Below are 15,900 nucleotides of genomic sequence, written 5' to 3' on the forward strand. Positions count from 1 at the left end.
TTCATTTTAGTAAACAATAAAGGTGAATATAGTTGTCTTCAGGAAGATAGGTGAACAAATATGTCCTTTATTGATGAAGAAAAATATCGTATTAAACGTGCAGGGAAAAAGAAACATAAAGGTATTGTCATTTCTAGCATAGCAGGGACAATTGTAGGGGCTTCATTATTTGCATTTGGAGCTCCTTTATTTTCAAATCATGCAGGTAAGCTTCCGCAAGCTGAAGCAAGTGAAAAAAATATGGCTGAAGCTCAAAGCGGAAATGTTCCTGTTAAACAGATTAGCTTTGTAGACGCTGTTGATCGTGCTTCAGAGGCTGTTGTTGGTGTTATTAATATTCAACGAGACGATTTTTCAGAGGCTGATTCGGAAGCTGGTACAGGATCTGGTGTGATTTATAAGAAAACAGATGGAAATGCGTATATTGTAACGAATAACCACGTTGTTGCTGGGGCGAATCGTATTGAAGTGAGCTTAAGTGACGGTAAGAAAATTCCAGGTAAAGTATTAGGAACCGATGTAGTCACTGATTTAGCGGTACTTGAAATAGATGCGAAGTATGTGAAGAAAGTGATTGAAATTGGCGACTCTAATACCGTTCGTAGAGGAGAACCAGTTATTGCGATTGGAAATCCACTTGGGCTACAATTTTCCGGAACTGTCACACAAGGTATTATTTCGGCTAATGAGCGTATTGTTCCTGTAGATTTAAATCAAGATGGACATTACGATTGGCAAGTAGAAGTATTGCAAACAGATGCGGCAATTAATCCAGGTAATAGTGGTGGAGCGCTTGTAAATGTAGCGGGACAATTAATAGGTATTAACTCAATGAAAATTGCAGCAAAAGAAGTAGAAGGAATTGGACTAGCTATTCCAGTTACGAGAGCTGTTCCTATTATGAATGAACTAGAAAAGTACGGTAAAGTAAAAAGACCTTATGTTGGGATTGAACTAAGGTCATTAAACGAGATTCCGAGTTACTATTGGTCAAAAACGTTACGATTACCAGATAACGTAAAAGAAGGAGTCTGCATTTTAGATGTGAAAAGTCCTTCGCCAGGTACGGATGCGGGTCTTAGAGAACATGATGTTATTGTGGCGGTAGATGGAAAAGCGGTGCACGATATTATTGGGTTCCGCACGGCCTTATATAATAAAAAAATTAATGATAAAATGACTCTTACGTTTTATCGTGGTACAAAACGAGCGACAACAACGGTGAAATTAGGCATTCAAAAGTATTAAAAACAGGAGGGCCTACCTCCTGTTTTCTATTGTAGAAAAGTGAGGTGAAGAATATGAATTTACCTTGTTGTTTAGAACATGTTGAATTAGCATTAGATATCATTGTGGATGAGTGTGAAGTCGCACCGGTTATTAACAATGTGGATAACTCTAAAGAAGAGAAAAAAACATGTGAATTTTGTCAAAATGAGGCGACATATGTTGTATCGAACACAGATTCTCACACAATATGTGGGTAACATTTGTGGATATGTGGATAAGTCCTGTGGATAACGTGTTTGTAAGGTGGGGAATAAATGTGAATATCTCGATTATTTCAATTGGGAAATTAAAAGAAAAGTACTTAAAACAAGGTATAGCAGAATACTTAAAACGATTATCTTCGTACGCAAAAGTAGAAGTAATTGAATTGCCAGATGAAAAGGCACCAGAAAATTTAAGTGCAGCAGAAATGTTAATTGTAAAAGAAAAAGAAGGCATACGTATACTGGATAAAATTTCTGATGATACGCACGTCATTGCGTTAGCGATAGAAGGAAAGCAAAAATCATCAGAAGAATTTGCGGTAAGTATAGATCGCCTTGCTACATATGGAAAGAGCAAGATCACATTTGTAATTGGCGGATCACTGGGGCTTAGTTCTGAAGTAATGAAGCGTTCAAACGAATCTCTTTCTTTCTCAAAGATGACATTACCACATCAATTAATGCGATTAGTATTGCTTGAGCAAGTGTATAGAGCGTTTCGGATTAATCGTGGTGAACCGTACCATAAGTAAATGAGGTTTTTTATTTATTAATCTGACTGGTAGGTACATTGGATGGTTTTAATTGACATAATTTTCTTATTCCAATAAAATTAGAACGTGAGTTCCGGAATTTATTGGAAATGAGGTCTTTTAATGTTTTATATCCAAGATGGTCGATTTAGTCAATCTTTAACAACACATGAAGCAATATTAACAGCAGCAACAAGTACACAAAATATAGGTTCTTATGGTGTGGGAGTGTTTGCTTTTGCTACTTCTGGTGGTGCTTCTTTAGTATTTGAGGATCAGGTCCTGAGTAACTTTTTATCAAATAATCGTTTTACTTTAATTGTAGGTGTGGATGATATTACTAATACAAACACACTGGATAAATTGCGAGAATTAAGAAATCTATATCAGCCCAATTTAGAGGTGAAAGTTTTCTTTCATAATGATTCAGGCTCATTATTTCATCCTAAATTTGTATGGTTTAAGATTGATGGGGAAATTAAATTAATAACAGGTTCTGGTAATTTAACTGAAAAAGGTTTAAGACGTAATAGAGAAGCATTTACAATAAGCAATCTTGCAAATAATGAGTTAAGAGATTTTGAAGAATATTGGAATTTATGGTTTAGCGAAAATAATGGTAACCTACGTGACTTAGATGACGAAGAGGTACTAAGAAAAGCAGCTCAAAATGCAACAAGATTTGTTAGATCCCGTAGATTAGAGATAGAACTAGAGGTAGAAGAAGAAAATATTTCTTCTGAAACAGCAAATAATCCTCTAATTACAGAAACAGTAAATGAAGAAGTAGCTCCACCCGAATTAGTGGATGGAAATTCTTCATTTGTTCCAGAAATTTTAGAGAATGAAGATTATGAAGCTTGGACAATAGAAGATAATCCTGAAGTGCTTGTTGCTGAAATTCCCAATAGCGGAGATAGATGGAAACAAGCTAATTTCAATCGTGCTGTATTTGAAGGATTCTTCGGAGGAGAAGCAGGAGTAAATGAAGAAAGGCGAATATTACTAAGACATGTAGGTACTACAGGAACACTAGAAGAATTAGAGGTTCGACCAACAGTATCGGTAAGGAGTCGAAACTATCGGGTTGAGTTAAATGCTGCAAGTGGTCTAGATTATCCTGCAGGCGATAATAGACCTATAGGGGTTTTCATAAAAGTAGCTACTCGTTCGTTTATTTATTTACTTGTGATGCCTGAAGATGTAAATTATAATGAAGTTCTAACCTACTTAAATAACTCTCAACTAAGGGTTGCAAATAGAATGAGACGGTATTTAACAGATGTGGAAGAACTTAGAGAAAACTGCCCAAGCTTGAGTTTTTGGTTAATTTAATAAATTGGAGAATGATAGAAAATGGTTATAAATTCAAATAAGCAGATGGCCTTTTTTAAAGAAGAAAAAAGTGCCTTTAGACCAATCCACTACTTAGGTAGTAAATTGAGAGTTCTTGAAACCATTTCAAATATCATTGATGAAATAGACCCTACTTTTGGTAGGGTCTATGATGTTTTTTCAGGATCAGGTACAGTTTCTTCCTATTTAGGGAGAAAAAGGCCTGTTACATCAGTTGATATTCAAGAATATTCAAGGATTTTAACTAGTGCTGTTTTGCAGCCCTTTTATGAAAAAGACTTGTTGGAAGTTAAAAATAGACTATCTGAATATAAGGTAACTGACTTGCAGAAATGTATCGAACCATTGATTAAATACGAGGAATGTGCTCTTGCGAAAGTATGTGAAAATAACATTTTTGATATTTGCGAGTTGGTGGAATATGGTTCTATTTTACCTTTTATAAATAATGAAAGAGAAAATATATCAGATGGATTGAAAAAAGCATTAACATCTACAGTTTACAAACTTCAAGATATGAAGTTGATCAACTCCGAAAATTCCATTACAAGCCGCTACTTTGGTGGGGCATATTTTTCCTTTAAACAAGCGAGTGAGTTAGATAATTTATTAAGTATGGCTAACTCATTTGACAGAAGAGTTAAAGACATTATAATTGCCGCTACTTTAAGTACTGCTAGTGAAATTGTTAATACTATAGGTAAACAATTTGCTCAACCATTAAAAGCTATTGATGGAAAAGGAACGCCTAAAAAGTCAATAGTTTCAAAAATTATTAAAGATAGAAGTATTGATGTATATCAGGTTTTTGAAGAACAAATTAATAAGTATTTTTCTTTAGAGAAGGGTAATTTTAATCATATATGTCTCTGTAGTAATTACTATGATGCATTGGATAATTTAAGTAGTGATACAAAAGTGGTGTATGCAGATCCTCCTTACACTCGGTATCACTATAGTAGGTATTATCATGTATTGGAGACCATGAGTTTAAGGGATAATCCTGAAATTACTATGGTAAAAACAAATGGAGAGATAAAAACGAGTAGAGGTTTATACAGAACTGAACGACATCAATCTCCTTTTTCAATCAAAACAAAAGCAAAAGAGGCTTTTAATAATTTATTTTGTAAGGTAAGTGAAAAAAACGTCAGTTTAATTCTATCGTATTCACCTTACGACGCTGAAAAGGAAAGTACTCCCCGAGTTCAAACTGTCAGTGAATTACTATATATTGCTAATAAATACTTTAATAAAGTAGAGTTACTTTCTATTGAAGGATTTACTCATTCTAAGTTAAATGCAGTGGATAAAAACTTTGAAATACCTACTGATGCAGAGATACTAATAATTTGTACAGAAGCAAATGGAGGCGAAAGAAATAAAAAATGAAATATCAGAAAATGTCTTATTATGGAACAGACAATATAGTGAATAAAATCTTTAAGGGTGATAACATAGAGGTTTTAACTCAAATTAGAGACAACTATAGAGGTAAAGTTGATTGTATATACATTGATCCGCCTTACAATAATGATGAAGATTATATACATTATAATGATTCTGATGGTTTTGATATATGGCTAGAAAAACTATGTAATATTCTACCGTTACTTTTTGATTTGTTAAGTGACAAGGGGAGCCTATGGATATCAATTGATGATGGAGAACTGCACTATTTAAAAGTTGCTGCTGATAAGATTTTTGGTAGGAAAAACTTTGTTCATACAATTGTATGGGAGCATAGAACAACAAGAGAGAACCGTATGTCATTTTCAAATAATCATGAATATATTTTGGTATATGCAAAAAAACCAGATGAGTTTAAGAAGAAAAGGAACTTATTAGAAGTTGATGAAAAGTTTTTAAAGAGGTTCAAAAATCCAGATAATGATTCTAGGGGGCCTTGGCAATCAATTTCTGTTTCTGTTCAAGCTGGACATGCAGTACCATCACAGTTTTATACTATTATTGCTCCAAATGGAAAAGAGCATAATCCACCAGCGGGAAGATGCTGGGCTTATAATGAACAACGAATGTTAGAGGAAATTAAGAATAATAATATTTGGTTTGGGAAAGATGGCAATGGTGTTCCACGAAGGAAAAAGTTCCTTAGTGAAAGTAAACTAGGATTAACACCAGAAACTATCTGGTTTGCTGAAGAGGTAGGAACTACGGATCATGCAAAAAAACATTTAAAATCAATGTTTAAAAATCAGGATGTATTTGATACGCCTAAACCAGAAGCGCTTATAAAAAGGATTATTGAAATTAGCACCAATGAAGGTGATTTGGTTTTAGATGCTTACTTAGGTTCGGGGACTACAGCGGTAGTTGCACAACAGTTGAATAGACGTTATATAGGTATAGAGCAAGGAGAGCATATTTTTGATATTGTGGTTCCAAGATTAAATAAAAGTATAGATGATTTACTTTCAGAAGATAGGGCAATAGATAACCTTGGATATTCACTATGGTCGGAAAAAGGTAATGAATAAATTAATAAGTATATATTATTTATTTGAAAAGCGTATTTAAGCCTTAACATCAATAATGGTGTTAAGGCTTTTTGTTATGTATTTTAAGTAGACTTTTTATGAAATCATCCAAACGAATAAAAATCGTATCATTAAAGGAATTAAGCCTGCTGTATAAAGAAGAGGTCTGTAAGTTCCCTAAAAGATGATTATAAACTAATGAGGTTGTTCTCTGGTGCCTGTGCGTAGTTTCAATTGATACTAAAAATCAGCTATAGTTGGTATCAATTAATGTTTGCCATATTGAAAATTTAAAGGCGATATCTTTCATCCTAAGGAGGTTATGAAGTCATCAACCTTAAGTAAATCAGTTTCAATAATAATTGGGCATAATCAGCTATCTAAACTGCCTGAACCAAGTGAGAAAGAGATTGAAGTTACGAGAAAATCATAGGTATGAACATTTTTGCTCAGATTATTTTAGGGGATAAATCATTTATTGAATCGGAATAAAATAGTTGCGTGTGAAGGGAGTAAACAGATAGTGAAAATAACAAAAAGTACAATAAAAACAGAAGTCACTTATGATGAGGAAATGAAAAACAAATATCTCATTAGGAAAGAGTGGGACAAGAACAGGAAAAAAGCACTTGTAATCATGAAAAATGCAGGTCAGGCAGATGAAATTGTGCAAGACCAAACGACAATGTATGTCATTAATAACCTTTCTAAATTGGACTACGGTGTTGTAGAGATTGCAAATTTATTTTCAACAATTGAAGGAGTTGAAATGAAAGAGTATGTTGTTGAAAATTTAAAATGTATCCAAGAAGCTATCAAAAAAGTGGATGATGTTATTATTGCGGTTGGGAAGGGAGTAGAGACAAACAAGAAGGCTGTTGAAAGGCTAAACATGATTTTATCCATATTGTTAGACAAGAAAGCAAACATTCTTCAAATAGAAGCAAATCTTGGTCGGAAAGGTTTCCATCCTCTTTATCCTGCTCTGAAAAATAAGTGGAAATTAGTACCATATGACGATACCATAATGTGAACCAATAATATCATTATTTGAAAGGAGCCACGCCATGTTTAATTTTGAACAATTAATAGATTTTATGGAAGAAAAATTTGGTGTAGCAGTTACATTAAATGCGGTAGGAAAGGAAACGGTGCTTCTATATCATGAGGAATTAGACGAGGAGCTCATTTCAGAGGATGTATTGGAAATATTACCGAATCCAGTTTTATTTCATACGTGCATATACAATGAAAAGTCAGAGTGGATTATTGGAATTGCCTTAGAGGCAGAAACTAATAATCCACTCTTTTTAGTTTGTTTGAAAGATGGGGTAAGAGTGTATAAAAAATATCTAAATAAAAAAAATGAAAATGATTAAACAGAAAAAGGTTAGGTATGTAACCGGGGCAATTAATGAAAAATTAAATTTGAAAATGCAAGTTTCTTTTTGGGAGCTGTTGGATTCAATTGCAATTAAAAGTGATAGTAACAGTGTAAAAATAATCAATTGGTAAGAGTATTCAGGTACTAAGGCAGAAATGATAATAGAACAGGATAGGGTATGTTATGTATAAAGGCTAATACCATTTGGATTATTGATGAATCCGATAAGCAGGCAATGTTGTTCCCTAGAGATTATTAGAATTTCAGATACCTGTTTCATGAATGTCATTTTTAAATTCCCTTACTTTTTTATAAAAGTAATCGAGAGAGAAGTCTGTTATAAGATCAGACTTCTCTTTTTTTTGCTTTTGGAAATACTCAAAGAGTTCTTTTGTGGATTGGGCATCTTCAGAATTTATTCTAATCAATTTTTCATTATTGATAACCAACTCTTTTATAAAGGATAGGGTTTCTTCATTTAATTTATAAGGTTTCCGTTTTCTTTGTATTTGGGGAGCAACAACAATATCCTCAATATTGTTCAATAAGTTGGCCTCTAATGGTAGGTTAAGTTCAACAATCCTTCGTTGACACTCCACGATAATCTTATCAACAGTTCCCCTACTGATGTTTAATTTTCTGCCAATTTGTCTTTTTTTATAACGTTTTATAAACCAATGGATAAAAACATCTCTCTTTTTATCTAAAGGAATCACATTATTTACCCCCTTATTAGTTTTGAATTTAATTATAAAGTGTTCATTTTAAAATTACAATTTGGTATTCGCATAATTATAAAAATTTATTCCGAACAATACATTGTAGCCATATAGTATAAGCAAACTTTGAAAACGTGATAGTTACTTCTTGCTAAGATTGCTTTTACAGGCTTTAGAAAGGGAGGAAAGAAAAATGAGTGATTTTTTGAGTATTGATGAGATGATGGTGGATTTGAGAAGTAGTACAAAGTGGGATTTAAAGTTTATTGAGGGTTATCAATCCTACAATAAGAAGGTGCATGGGTTTGAGTTTATTAATGCTACTTTTTCTTACCATCCTCTTTTATGTGAAAGAGCGACAAATGAGATTGATTGGGATACCTTTAAAAATTATATAGCTAGTGACTTCAATAATTTAAAGTATCCCCCATGCCACTTATATTTAGGGAGAAATGAAGTAACGGCTAACTGGTTTATCCCTGACGAATTACTTATTTATGGATTAGGGGCAGAAGAGATACAAGTTGTAATGAAGAATATGGAACATCAACTAAAGGAATTAAAGCTTTGTAAATTAGAGGGGCTTGTCATTGTGGAAGCAGACAGAGAAATCAATGAGGACTTATACCTAGAATATTATCGAAAAAGCCAATTTATTAAGGTGCTACTATCAAAAGAAACAAATAAATCCAATGTAATTTCTACAAAGGAGGAAGCATAATGGCTCTCAATAAAGGAGAAATGCAGCCTATCTTCCCTGAGAAAAAGATTAATTTACACAGAATCCTACCTAGTAATATACAAGTTCCTGAACTTCCGGAGGGGATAGTTATATTAACTATAACCAGTTGTTTAATAAAATCAATGTCACAAGGGTACAACTTGATAAGGGAAAGGATTGAAGTTGATTTTAAAGACGAGGGCAATCGTTCGTTTAAGCAAATTTTTTATCTTGATAATGGCATAGTAAACTTTGCAAAGTTTATAGATAATATTCTCGGGGAAGTATCAATTGAAGACTTTGCCCCTAGTACCCTTGTAGGAATTAAAATTAAAGCATGCATTTATCACAATTATTTAAGCAATGGAAAAGGATATGCAAACATAGCAACCTGTGAATTATACGAGCAGAATTAAACAGAAATTAATGAGACTAGGTAATCAATCTAGTCCTTTTTGATATCTAATTTTTTAGGAGGAATATTAATGGGAATAAAAAAGGTAAACCGACCAGTAGTGCTTGCAGGGGGATCAAAAAACTTGGCCATCTCTGGATCGGTTGATGAAAAGAAAAAAATATTAGTGAAAAAGCAATTCAGTCATAATATAGAGATTTTCCCATACAAGATAGAGGGGAATGACTTAATGGTTTGGAGCGCTAAGAAAGAGCGATATATATTTGTTTCTAAAGCAGTAAAAATAAATGCAATAAAAAGAAATATTGAGACAAAGGAAATTCAAATAGAACTTGTATTTTGGGCTTATGACAAATGGGAATCCATAACAATTAGCAGAGGTGAGTTGACTAAGAGGGAGTTGAAAAAGCTAGCATCGAAAGGATTAGATGTATTAGAAGATTTTCAATCGGCAGAAGTGTCTTCCTTTCTTAGTAAACAGGAAAAGATGTTAAAACCGACTAATGTTCATAATGGAATAGGCTGGGACATAGTAAATGGTGAGCTTGTATATAAACACTACAAAATAATAACTAAGCCCTCCGCTTTATCAATTGATTCAACATATTCGGGAGAATATATGCTAGAGCCTATTGGCAGTAAATATGATTTCTTTGAAGTATTAATAAAAGAAGTGAAGGGTAATACTGCACTTGAATTGATGGTATGTATAGGAATATCGGCACTTATTATTGGCATGTTAAATCGCTCAAAACTAGCGAGTTTTGATAGTTTACTGGTCCACATTGTGGGTTCATCAACTACAGGAAAAACGACTGCAGGTATGTTAGGGGTCTCTTTAGCTGGGAGTCCAAGTCCGAATGAAGGGTTATTACAAACCTACAATGGGACGAAAAATGCTATGGCTCGTAAGTTAGCCGGGAATCATGGTGTTCTCACGGTTTTGGATGAATCTACAATGAATCTTATGGATTCACAAAACTTTAGTTCATTTATTTATGAATTGGCACAGAATAGTGAAAAGTCGAGGCTAAATAAAGACTCTGAAATGAGGGAAACACAATCTTGGAGTACAACAATAGTATCTACAGGAGAAAGCTCTATCATTAGTAGGGCAAACAATAATGAAGGCTTACGTGTGAGACTATTTGAATTCACCATTGATAAATGGACAAAGAATGCGAAAAATGCAGAAAACCTAAAAAAAGGGTTGCTCCAAAATTATGGTCATGTGGTTCCTGAAATAGCTAGAAAAATGTTGGAACTTGGTGCAGACGAAGTTGCTAACATGGTAGAAGAAAATAAAGGGTATATCCAAAATAAGATGCCTGAAAGCAAGTTTCGTGACCGAATCTCTACTAAGTTCTCATTAATATTAACTGCTGGTGAGCTATTTGAATTGACATATAATATTGAGTTTTCAGGGGAGAAAATAGTGGATATGTTGATTGAGCAGGAGCAAAAATCAATGACTGAGAGAGAGATGGCACCTAAATTTTACAGCCAATTAAAGCAGCATCTTATTAGATATAAAAAGAACTTTAAACATGGTAATCAGGATGTGAGTGGTCACCAGGAGATATGGGGGAAAATTGAGACTACTTCATCTGAAACCCGTTGTTATATACTTCCAGTTATTTTTGAGAAAATCGTGAAGGAATTAGGTTTCTCGGATACAAGAGTTTTAATCGAAGAGTTAAAAAAAATGGGAGTCCTTATTCACGATAAAAATAAAAATCGAAAAAGAAAATTTATATTCTCAAAAACTGAAACGAGTCAACGTGAAGAAATACTAGGTAAATCTACCTTCCCAGAAAAAGGTGATTACACTTACTGTATTACCTACTATGGGAATATTTTTGAGGACATTAACTAAAAATACAATTCTCCCTCTTCCCCCATTATTAATACATGATTTTTCATTTTTAATTTTAATACTACTATATAAATTTTTTTATAAATCTTATAGGGAGTAAAGGGAGAATTGGGGGAATTAAATCAACTTGGAAATATATATTATTTTTTTGAGCATCTAGGAGGCATTCAATATGTTAAATCAATCAACTACTAATTACCAATACGATATTATTGTTGATATTTTGGCTGAAATGGTAACAAATTACTTAGTAAATAAGGAAGAAGAATCAAAAAACCAAAAGAAGGGGGATAGCAGAAATGCATACTAATACACAAGAATTTAGCTATTTTTCAAATCATAATTCAGATGTAATTGAAATAAAAAAGGTTGCAATATATGCCCGTGTTTCTACGACTGAACAAGCAGAAGAAGGGTATAGCATTGATGAGCAAACAAGACTTCTAACTGAATGGTGTAATCAACATGGTTATATAGTATATAAGGAATATGTGGATAGAGGGATTAGTGGTAAATCCATTGCGGTGAGACCTGCTCTTCAACAATTACTCATGGATGCCAAGAAAAAAGAATTTGATATTGTCGTTGTTTGGAAAATGAACCGACTTGCACGAAACATTCTAGATTTATTACAGATTGTAAATTTATTAGAGCAAAAAAACATAGCGTTCAGGTCTCTCTCTGAACACCATGAAACGGCAACTCCTACAGGGAAGTTACAGTTTCATATGATGGCTGCCATTGCGGAATTTGAAAGAGGGAACATTGCAGAGAATGTAAAAATGGGTATGCTTGCAAGGGCAAAGGAAGGTTTCTGGAACGGAGGCCAGGTTCTTGGCTATGACATTATTGAAATAAGCGGTGAAAATAAAAAGAGAAGGCAAACTAAACTTGTAATTAATGAAAATGAAGCTCAAACCGTTAGGGAAATTTTTGAGCTTTACACAAAAGGATTTGGTTACAAGTCAATTGCCAATAAAGTAAACAAAGGGGGACATCGTAGTAAAAGGGGGGGATTATTTGCGATTAATACTATTAGGACTATCTTATCTAATCCAATTTATATCGGTTTCATTCGATACAATGTCCGAAGAGATTGGAATTCCAAAAGAAGAAATAATATAAACCCGGATCCAGTATTAGTAAAGGGGCATCATGAACCAATTATTTCAAATGAAATTTGGGAAAGAACACAGTCCCTTTTAAAAAATCGTAGTAACAGACCAAACAGGATCCACAGTGGCGAGTTTCCTCTTACGGGTCTTATGAAGTGCCCAACTTGTGGGGCTGGGATGGTCTTAGGAAGAACAACAAATCGAAACAAAGATGGTTCTAAGCGTGTACTGGAGTATTATGTGTGTGGGGCATGGAAAAATAAAGGAACTTCTGCTTGCAACTCAAATGGAGTACGAACAGAGTATGCAGATGAATATGTAATTAACAGAATAGCTACCCTTGCAAATAATAAAACCTTAATAAAGGATGTTGTTGCTAGAACTAATGCAGGCATGAACAAAAAAGCTGCCCCGCTTCAAAAGGAATATGAATCGCTAATAAAGACCTTAAATTCTGTTCAAATTAAGAGGGAAAGGGTTTTTGGATTATATGAAGAAGGGCTTATCGAAAAGGCGGAACTGTCGGAAAGGCTTGAAAAGCTAAATGAAGAAAAGCAATTGTTGGAGACAAGAATAGCGTCCTTAGAACTGGAATTGGGAGAAGGTATCCAAAAAGAAATTACTTTCGACATAGTAAGCAAGGTTATGAAAAGCTTTGTAACAAGTTATAAAACCTCTATTACAACCGAACAGAAAAAACAACTTCTTAGTTTACTAATTAAGCAGATTACGATTGATGATCGTAGAAAAATTGAATCTATCCAGATACAGCTAAACAACGATGTTGTAAGTTACTTTACTAAAAAAGGAGAAGAGAAATTGTCAGGTGATGACGATTTCTCTTCTCTTTTTTCTATTTTTATCAACGTATAAAAAGGAGCGAACAGTATATGAGTATTATTGGACTATTTAGGGATTACATAGAGGAACACCATCCACATCTTTCAGGAAAGGATTGGAAGGTAGATGTTAGGGTGTTATCAGCAACAGAAATTCAAAATGAGGATGTTAGGGCTACTATCCCTAGTGAAATTACAGGAGAATTAAAATGTTGGGTATTTTACTATGATAGAGGTAAATCAAACGTTGTATATCTATTACAGGACAAGCGTGGCTCACAGGATATTGGAATAGGTTTACTAAAGGAAGGGGAACTGATTAAGTCTATTATACTGTCAACTGATAAAGCGTACTAATGAAGATGAAAATATGTTATCAAGGTTAGGGCTATAAAAAGTGTAGTCTGTCCAATGCTACTTTAAGGGAGGTGAGCAAATGAAAGGAATTGATTTATTCATTATAAGGAAATATTTGATTAGGTATTTGTATTTTAGTTGAATTGAATCTATTACATCTATAAGGATATTTTTTCTCCTTTGATAATAAAAAAATACATTAATGAAGGGAAATGTTATGAATTAGTTTTTTGTGTAGTAAAATTTTGTTTTAAAAATTAGCTTATTTTGTTAATGTTTTTATATATAATTATAAAAATACTAGGGAGGGGAAAAGGTGATACCTAATAATTTGTCAGAATTAAACAGAATTAAAGAAGAGTGTAAGTCTATGGTTAACAAAAGAGCTTCAGCTTCGGCAGCAGCGGCAGTTATACCAGTCCCTGGTGCTGACATAGGAGCAGATGTTGCAATAATGATGGAACTCTTACCTGCAATAAATAAAAAGTTTGGATTATCTCCTGAACAAATTGATCAATTGGACGCAGCGGTTAAGGGGAGGATTGCTGTTATCATTTCCTCAATTGGAAGTGAATTAGTTGGCAAGTACATTACAAAACAAACTGTTATCATGTTACTTAAAAAGGTAGGAGTCCGTGTTACTGCTAAACAGGTTACAAAGTTTATACCAATTTTAGGACAAGCAGTTTCAGCAGGAATTAGTTTTGGTGCTATGAAATATCTTGGAAACTCACATATAGATGAGTGTTATGAGATTTGTAAGCGAATAATAGAAACGAAAAAAAATGAATCCGCATAATAATCGTTTATAATAAATTATTGGGCTATTTTGCTAAAGAGTTTTTAAATAACAAAAACCTCATTTAGATACAACACGGTGAACCTTATCATAAATAGTAATAGTACATTCAAACGGCTACATATGTGGCCGTTTTCTATATTTCACAATATGTAATAGGCTGAACCGTATGAAGTCAAAACAACTATTAAGTTTATATATAGAAAATTTTTTAGTGGATGAATTACAAAAATTAGGTTTCCGTTATGCAAAGAGTGTACCTAAATTTTCTCGTACACAAGGTGATTTTGAGCTAACTTTTAGTTTTTCACTCAGTAAATGGAACTCTGAAGATTATTGCGAGTTTTGGACTATGTGGGGTGTTACGTCAAAAAAGTATTCAAAATGGTATAAGGAGCAATGGGGTGATAAACCAGTCAATGATGCAATAGCCGGAGATGCAGAGTGGAATATTCCAGGATGGAAAGGAAAGGCACAGCACTGGAACCTCACGAATTCGGAATGTGATAGTGCGGAATTTAGTGTGTTTATAGGGAATGTAATGAATATTGGGATCCCCTATTATTCGCAAATTGATGATTGGAATACTGCGGCAGAGTATGCTACAAGAAGTCCGATTATTTTTTATGAAAAAGTATGTGATTTTTATATGATGTCAGGGCAAGAAGAGAAAGCGAAAGAAATCCTTGAGAGAGGTATTCAAGAGATTAAAGATAGGAAACATGATAGTTATATGCAACTTCCAGAAATTGAAAAGAGATTGAAGAAGTATTTTATACAGTAAACTCCTATTTCCTAAAATAAGTATGTTTCTATTTCTAAAAAAATATGCTGTAATATGAAGAGGAAAAAGTATAAGTAGTCAGAGAAGTGAGGAATTAAAGGTGAAGAAGTTTAAGAAGTTTTACTTGGAGATTACAAGCGTATGTAATCTTGCGTGCAGCTTTTGTCCGCCGACGGAAAGGCAGAAGCAATTCATTTCTGTGGAGGATTTTGCTAAAAGATTAGACCAAATTAAACCTCACACAGACTACATCTATTTGCACGTGAAGGGTGAGCCGTTGCTCCATCCGAAAATAGATCAACTATTAGATTTAAGCCATGAAAAAGGGTTTAAAGTTAATATTACAACGAACGGAACGTTAATCAATAAGAGAAGGCATAGACTGTTAAATAAGCCAGCTCTAAGACAAATGAATTTTTCACTGCACAGTTTTGATGGACATCCAGGTTCGCAAGATAAAGAGGGCTATGTAAGAAGTATACTTTCTTTCATTAGAGAGGCAACAAGTCAATCGGACTTAATCGTTTCACTAAGATTATGGAATTTAACTCAGGATAATAAAACAAATGCTGAAATCCAAAAAAATAGGGATTTATTATCTATAATTGAAAATGAGTTTGATCTATCTTATCAAATTGAAGAGAAGCTTACACCGGGAAAAGGTATAAAAATTGCGGAACGTGTCTTTATTAATCAAGACTATGAATTCCAGTGGCCGGCATTGCATGAAGAAGAGGATGATGGAAAAGGATTCTGTCATGGTCTTCGAAATCAGGCTGGAATCTTAGCGAACGGAACGGTTATTCCTTGTTGTCTAGATGGTGAGGGAATTATTAATCTTGGAAATATTAATAATGATTCATTCTCTAATATTATTGAAGGCGAAAGAGCGAACAATATTGTAGATGGATTTTCAAAAAGGGTTGCAGTAGAAGAACTGTGTAGAAAGTGCGGATACCGCAAAAGATTTGGAAAGTAAATATAGAATAAGCCCTCATAAAACGAGGGCTT

19 protein-coding genes are annotated in these 15,900 nt (G+C 33.7%); 18 read left to right on the forward strand and 1 reads right to left on the reverse strand.

Translation table 11 applies throughout. The features are described from left to right. Positions 1-60 precede the first annotated feature (60 nt). The 9 genes from MR155_RS17495 (at position 61) to MR155_RS17535 (ending at position 7,259) form a co-directional block, all read left to right on the forward strand. A complete protein-coding gene (locus tag MR155_RS17495; RefSeq protein WP_113936113.1) occupies positions 61-1,248 on the forward strand; it encodes a S1C family serine protease in 1,188 nt (395 codons plus the stop codon). Between the two features lie 53 nt (positions 1,249-1,301). Continuing rightward, positions 1,302-1,487, forward strand: coding sequence for a CxxH/CxxC protein (locus tag MR155_RS17500; protein WP_002035001.1), 186 nt, complete (start codon positions 1,302-1,304; stop codon positions 1,485-1,487). A gap of 59 nt (positions 1,488-1,546) precedes the next feature. Beyond that, on the forward strand, positions 1,547-2,026 hold the full coding sequence (gene rlmH / locus MR155_RS17505) for a 23S rRNA (pseudouridine(1915)-N(3))-methyltransferase RlmH (RefSeq protein ID WP_002130178.1): 480 nt from the start codon (positions 1,547-1,549) through the stop codon (positions 2,024-2,026). 123 nt (positions 2,027-2,149) lie between these two features. Continuing rightward, positions 2,150-3,361, forward strand: a complete 1,212-nt coding sequence (locus tag MR155_RS17510) for a phospholipase D family protein (protein ID WP_242310687.1) — start codon at positions 2,150-2,152, stop codon at positions 3,359-3,361. Between the two features lie 21 nt (positions 3,362-3,382). Beyond that, positions 3,383-4,774, forward strand: a complete 1,392-nt coding sequence (locus tag MR155_RS17515) for a DNA adenine methylase (RefSeq protein WP_242310689.1) — start codon at positions 3,383-3,385, stop codon at positions 4,772-4,774. Further along, a complete protein-coding gene (locus MR155_RS17520; RefSeq protein ID WP_242310691.1) occupies positions 4,771-5,880 on the forward strand; it encodes a site-specific DNA-methyltransferase in 1,110 nt (369 codons plus the stop codon). The genes MR155_RS17515 and MR155_RS17520 overlap by 4 nt, the downstream gene beginning before the upstream one ends. 301 nt (positions 5,881-6,181) lie before the next feature. After that, positions 6,182-6,313: a JAB domain-containing protein gene (locus MR155_RS17525; protein ID WP_396027171.1), complete on the forward strand. Its 132-nt coding sequence runs from the start codon at positions 6,182-6,184 to the stop codon at positions 6,311-6,313. A gap of 90 nt (positions 6,314-6,403) precedes the next feature. Then, the gene (locus MR155_RS17530) at positions 6,404-6,913 is read left to right on the forward strand and encodes a DUF1643 domain-containing protein (RefSeq protein WP_242310695.1); all 510 of its coding nucleotides are present in this window, start codon (positions 6,404-6,406) and stop codon (positions 6,911-6,913) included. A 34-nt stretch (positions 6,914-6,947) separates the two neighbouring features. Further along, on the forward strand, positions 6,948-7,259 hold the full coding sequence (locus tag MR155_RS17535; RefSeq protein ID WP_242310697.1) for a hypothetical protein: 312 nt from the start codon (positions 6,948-6,950) through the stop codon (positions 7,257-7,259). A 268-nt stretch (positions 7,260-7,527) separates the two neighbouring features. Here MR155_RS17535 and MR155_RS17540 read toward each other — a convergent pair whose 3' ends face one another. Next, complete coding sequence (locus tag MR155_RS17540; RefSeq protein ID WP_242310699.1) at positions 7,528-7,980, reverse strand: hypothetical protein; 453 nt, start codon at positions 7,978-7,980, stop codon at positions 7,528-7,530. Between the two features lie 196 nt (positions 7,981-8,176). Here MR155_RS17540 and MR155_RS17545 point away from each other — a divergent pair, with 196 nt between their 5' ends. The 9 genes from MR155_RS17545 (at position 8,177) to MR155_RS17585 (ending at position 15,868) form a co-directional block, all read left to right on the forward strand. After that, positions 8,177-8,704 (forward strand): hypothetical protein, encoded by a 528-nt coding sequence (locus MR155_RS17545; protein ID WP_242310701.1) that lies wholly within the window; start codon positions 8,177-8,179, stop codon positions 8,702-8,704. Further along, a complete protein-coding gene (locus MR155_RS17550; protein ID WP_242310703.1) occupies positions 8,704-9,120 on the forward strand; it encodes a hypothetical protein in 417 nt (138 codons plus the stop codon). Before MR155_RS17545 ends, MR155_RS17550 begins: the two co-directional genes overlap by 1 nt. A gap of 69 nt (positions 9,121-9,189) precedes the next feature. Further along, positions 9,190-10,995: a DUF927 domain-containing protein gene (locus MR155_RS17555; protein ID WP_242310705.1), complete on the forward strand. Its 1,806-nt coding sequence runs from the start codon at positions 9,190-9,192 to the stop codon at positions 10,993-10,995. A 172-nt stretch (positions 10,996-11,167) separates the two neighbouring features. Next, complete coding sequence (locus MR155_RS17560; protein ID WP_242310707.1) at positions 11,168-11,305, forward strand: hypothetical protein; 138 nt, start codon at positions 11,168-11,170, stop codon at positions 11,303-11,305. Next, positions 11,295-12,983 (forward strand): recombinase family protein, encoded by a 1,689-nt coding sequence (locus tag MR155_RS17565; protein ID WP_242310709.1) that lies wholly within the window; start codon positions 11,295-11,297, stop codon positions 12,981-12,983. Before MR155_RS17560 ends, MR155_RS17565 begins: the two co-directional genes overlap by 11 nt. A 17-nt stretch (positions 12,984-13,000) precedes the next feature. Next, positions 13,001-13,306 (forward strand): hypothetical protein, encoded by a 306-nt coding sequence (locus tag MR155_RS17570; RefSeq protein WP_242310711.1) that lies wholly within the window; start codon positions 13,001-13,003, stop codon positions 13,304-13,306. 316 nt (positions 13,307-13,622) lie between these two features. After that, positions 13,623-14,105, forward strand: coding sequence for a hypothetical protein (locus MR155_RS17575; protein WP_242310713.1), 483 nt, complete (start codon positions 13,623-13,625; stop codon positions 14,103-14,105). 169 nt (positions 14,106-14,274) lie between these two features. Further along, positions 14,275-14,889 (forward strand): DUF4304 domain-containing protein, encoded by a 615-nt coding sequence (locus MR155_RS17580; RefSeq protein ID WP_219300723.1) that lies wholly within the window; start codon positions 14,275-14,277, stop codon positions 14,887-14,889. A 100-nt stretch (positions 14,890-14,989) separates the two neighbouring features. Continuing rightward, positions 14,990-15,868 carry a radical SAM/SPASM domain-containing protein gene (locus tag MR155_RS17585; RefSeq protein WP_002016446.1) on the forward strand — a complete coding sequence of 293 codons (879 nt, stop codon included), beginning with the start codon at positions 14,990-14,992 and terminating at the stop codon, positions 15,866-15,868. Positions 15,869-15,900 lie beyond the last annotated feature (32 nt).

The organism is Bacillus cereus group sp. BfR-BA-01331 (assembly GCF_022663915.1).
Lineage (GTDB): Bacteria > Bacillota > Bacilli > Bacillales > Bacillaceae_G > Bacillus_A > Bacillus_A mycoides.

Coding starts and splice junctions, on each gene's coding strand:
- MR155_RS17495 (WP_113936113.1), top strand. CDS start 61: ATGTCCTTTATTGATGAAGAAAAATATCGTATTAAACGTGCAGGGAAA.
- MR155_RS17500 (WP_002035001.1), top strand. CDS start 1,302: ATGAATTTACCTTGTTGTTTAGAACATGTTGAATTAGCATTAGATATC.
- MR155_RS17510 (WP_242310687.1), top strand. CDS start 2,150: ATGTTTTATATCCAAGATGGTCGATTTAGTCAATCTTTAACAACACAT.
- MR155_RS17515 (WP_242310689.1), top strand. CDS start 3,383: ATGGTTATAAATTCAAATAAGCAGATGGCCTTTTTTAAAGAAGAAAAA.
- MR155_RS17520 (WP_242310691.1), top strand. CDS start 4,771: ATGAAATATCAGAAAATGTCTTATTATGGAACAGACAATATAGTGAAT.
- MR155_RS17535 (WP_242310697.1), top strand. CDS start 6,948: ATGTTTAATTTTGAACAATTAATAGATTTTATGGAAGAAAAATTTGGT.
- MR155_RS17545 (WP_242310701.1), top strand. CDS start 8,177: ATGAGTGATTTTTTGAGTATTGATGAGATGATGGTGGATTTGAGAAGT.
- MR155_RS17550 (WP_242310703.1), top strand. CDS start 8,704: ATGGCTCTCAATAAAGGAGAAATGCAGCCTATCTTCCCTGAGAAAAAG.
- MR155_RS17555 (WP_242310705.1), top strand. CDS start 9,190: ATGGGAATAAAAAAGGTAAACCGACCAGTAGTGCTTGCAGGGGGATCA.
- MR155_RS17560 (WP_242310707.1), top strand. CDS start 11,168: ATGTTAAATCAATCAACTACTAATTACCAATACGATATTATTGTTGAT.
- MR155_RS17565 (WP_242310709.1), top strand. CDS start 11,295: ATGCATACTAATACACAAGAATTTAGCTATTTTTCAAATCATAATTCA.
- MR155_RS17570 (WP_242310711.1), top strand. CDS start 13,001: ATGAGTATTATTGGACTATTTAGGGATTACATAGAGGAACACCATCCA.
- MR155_RS17580 (WP_219300723.1), top strand. CDS start 14,275: ATGAAGTCAAAACAACTATTAAGTTTATATATAGAAAATTTTTTAGTG.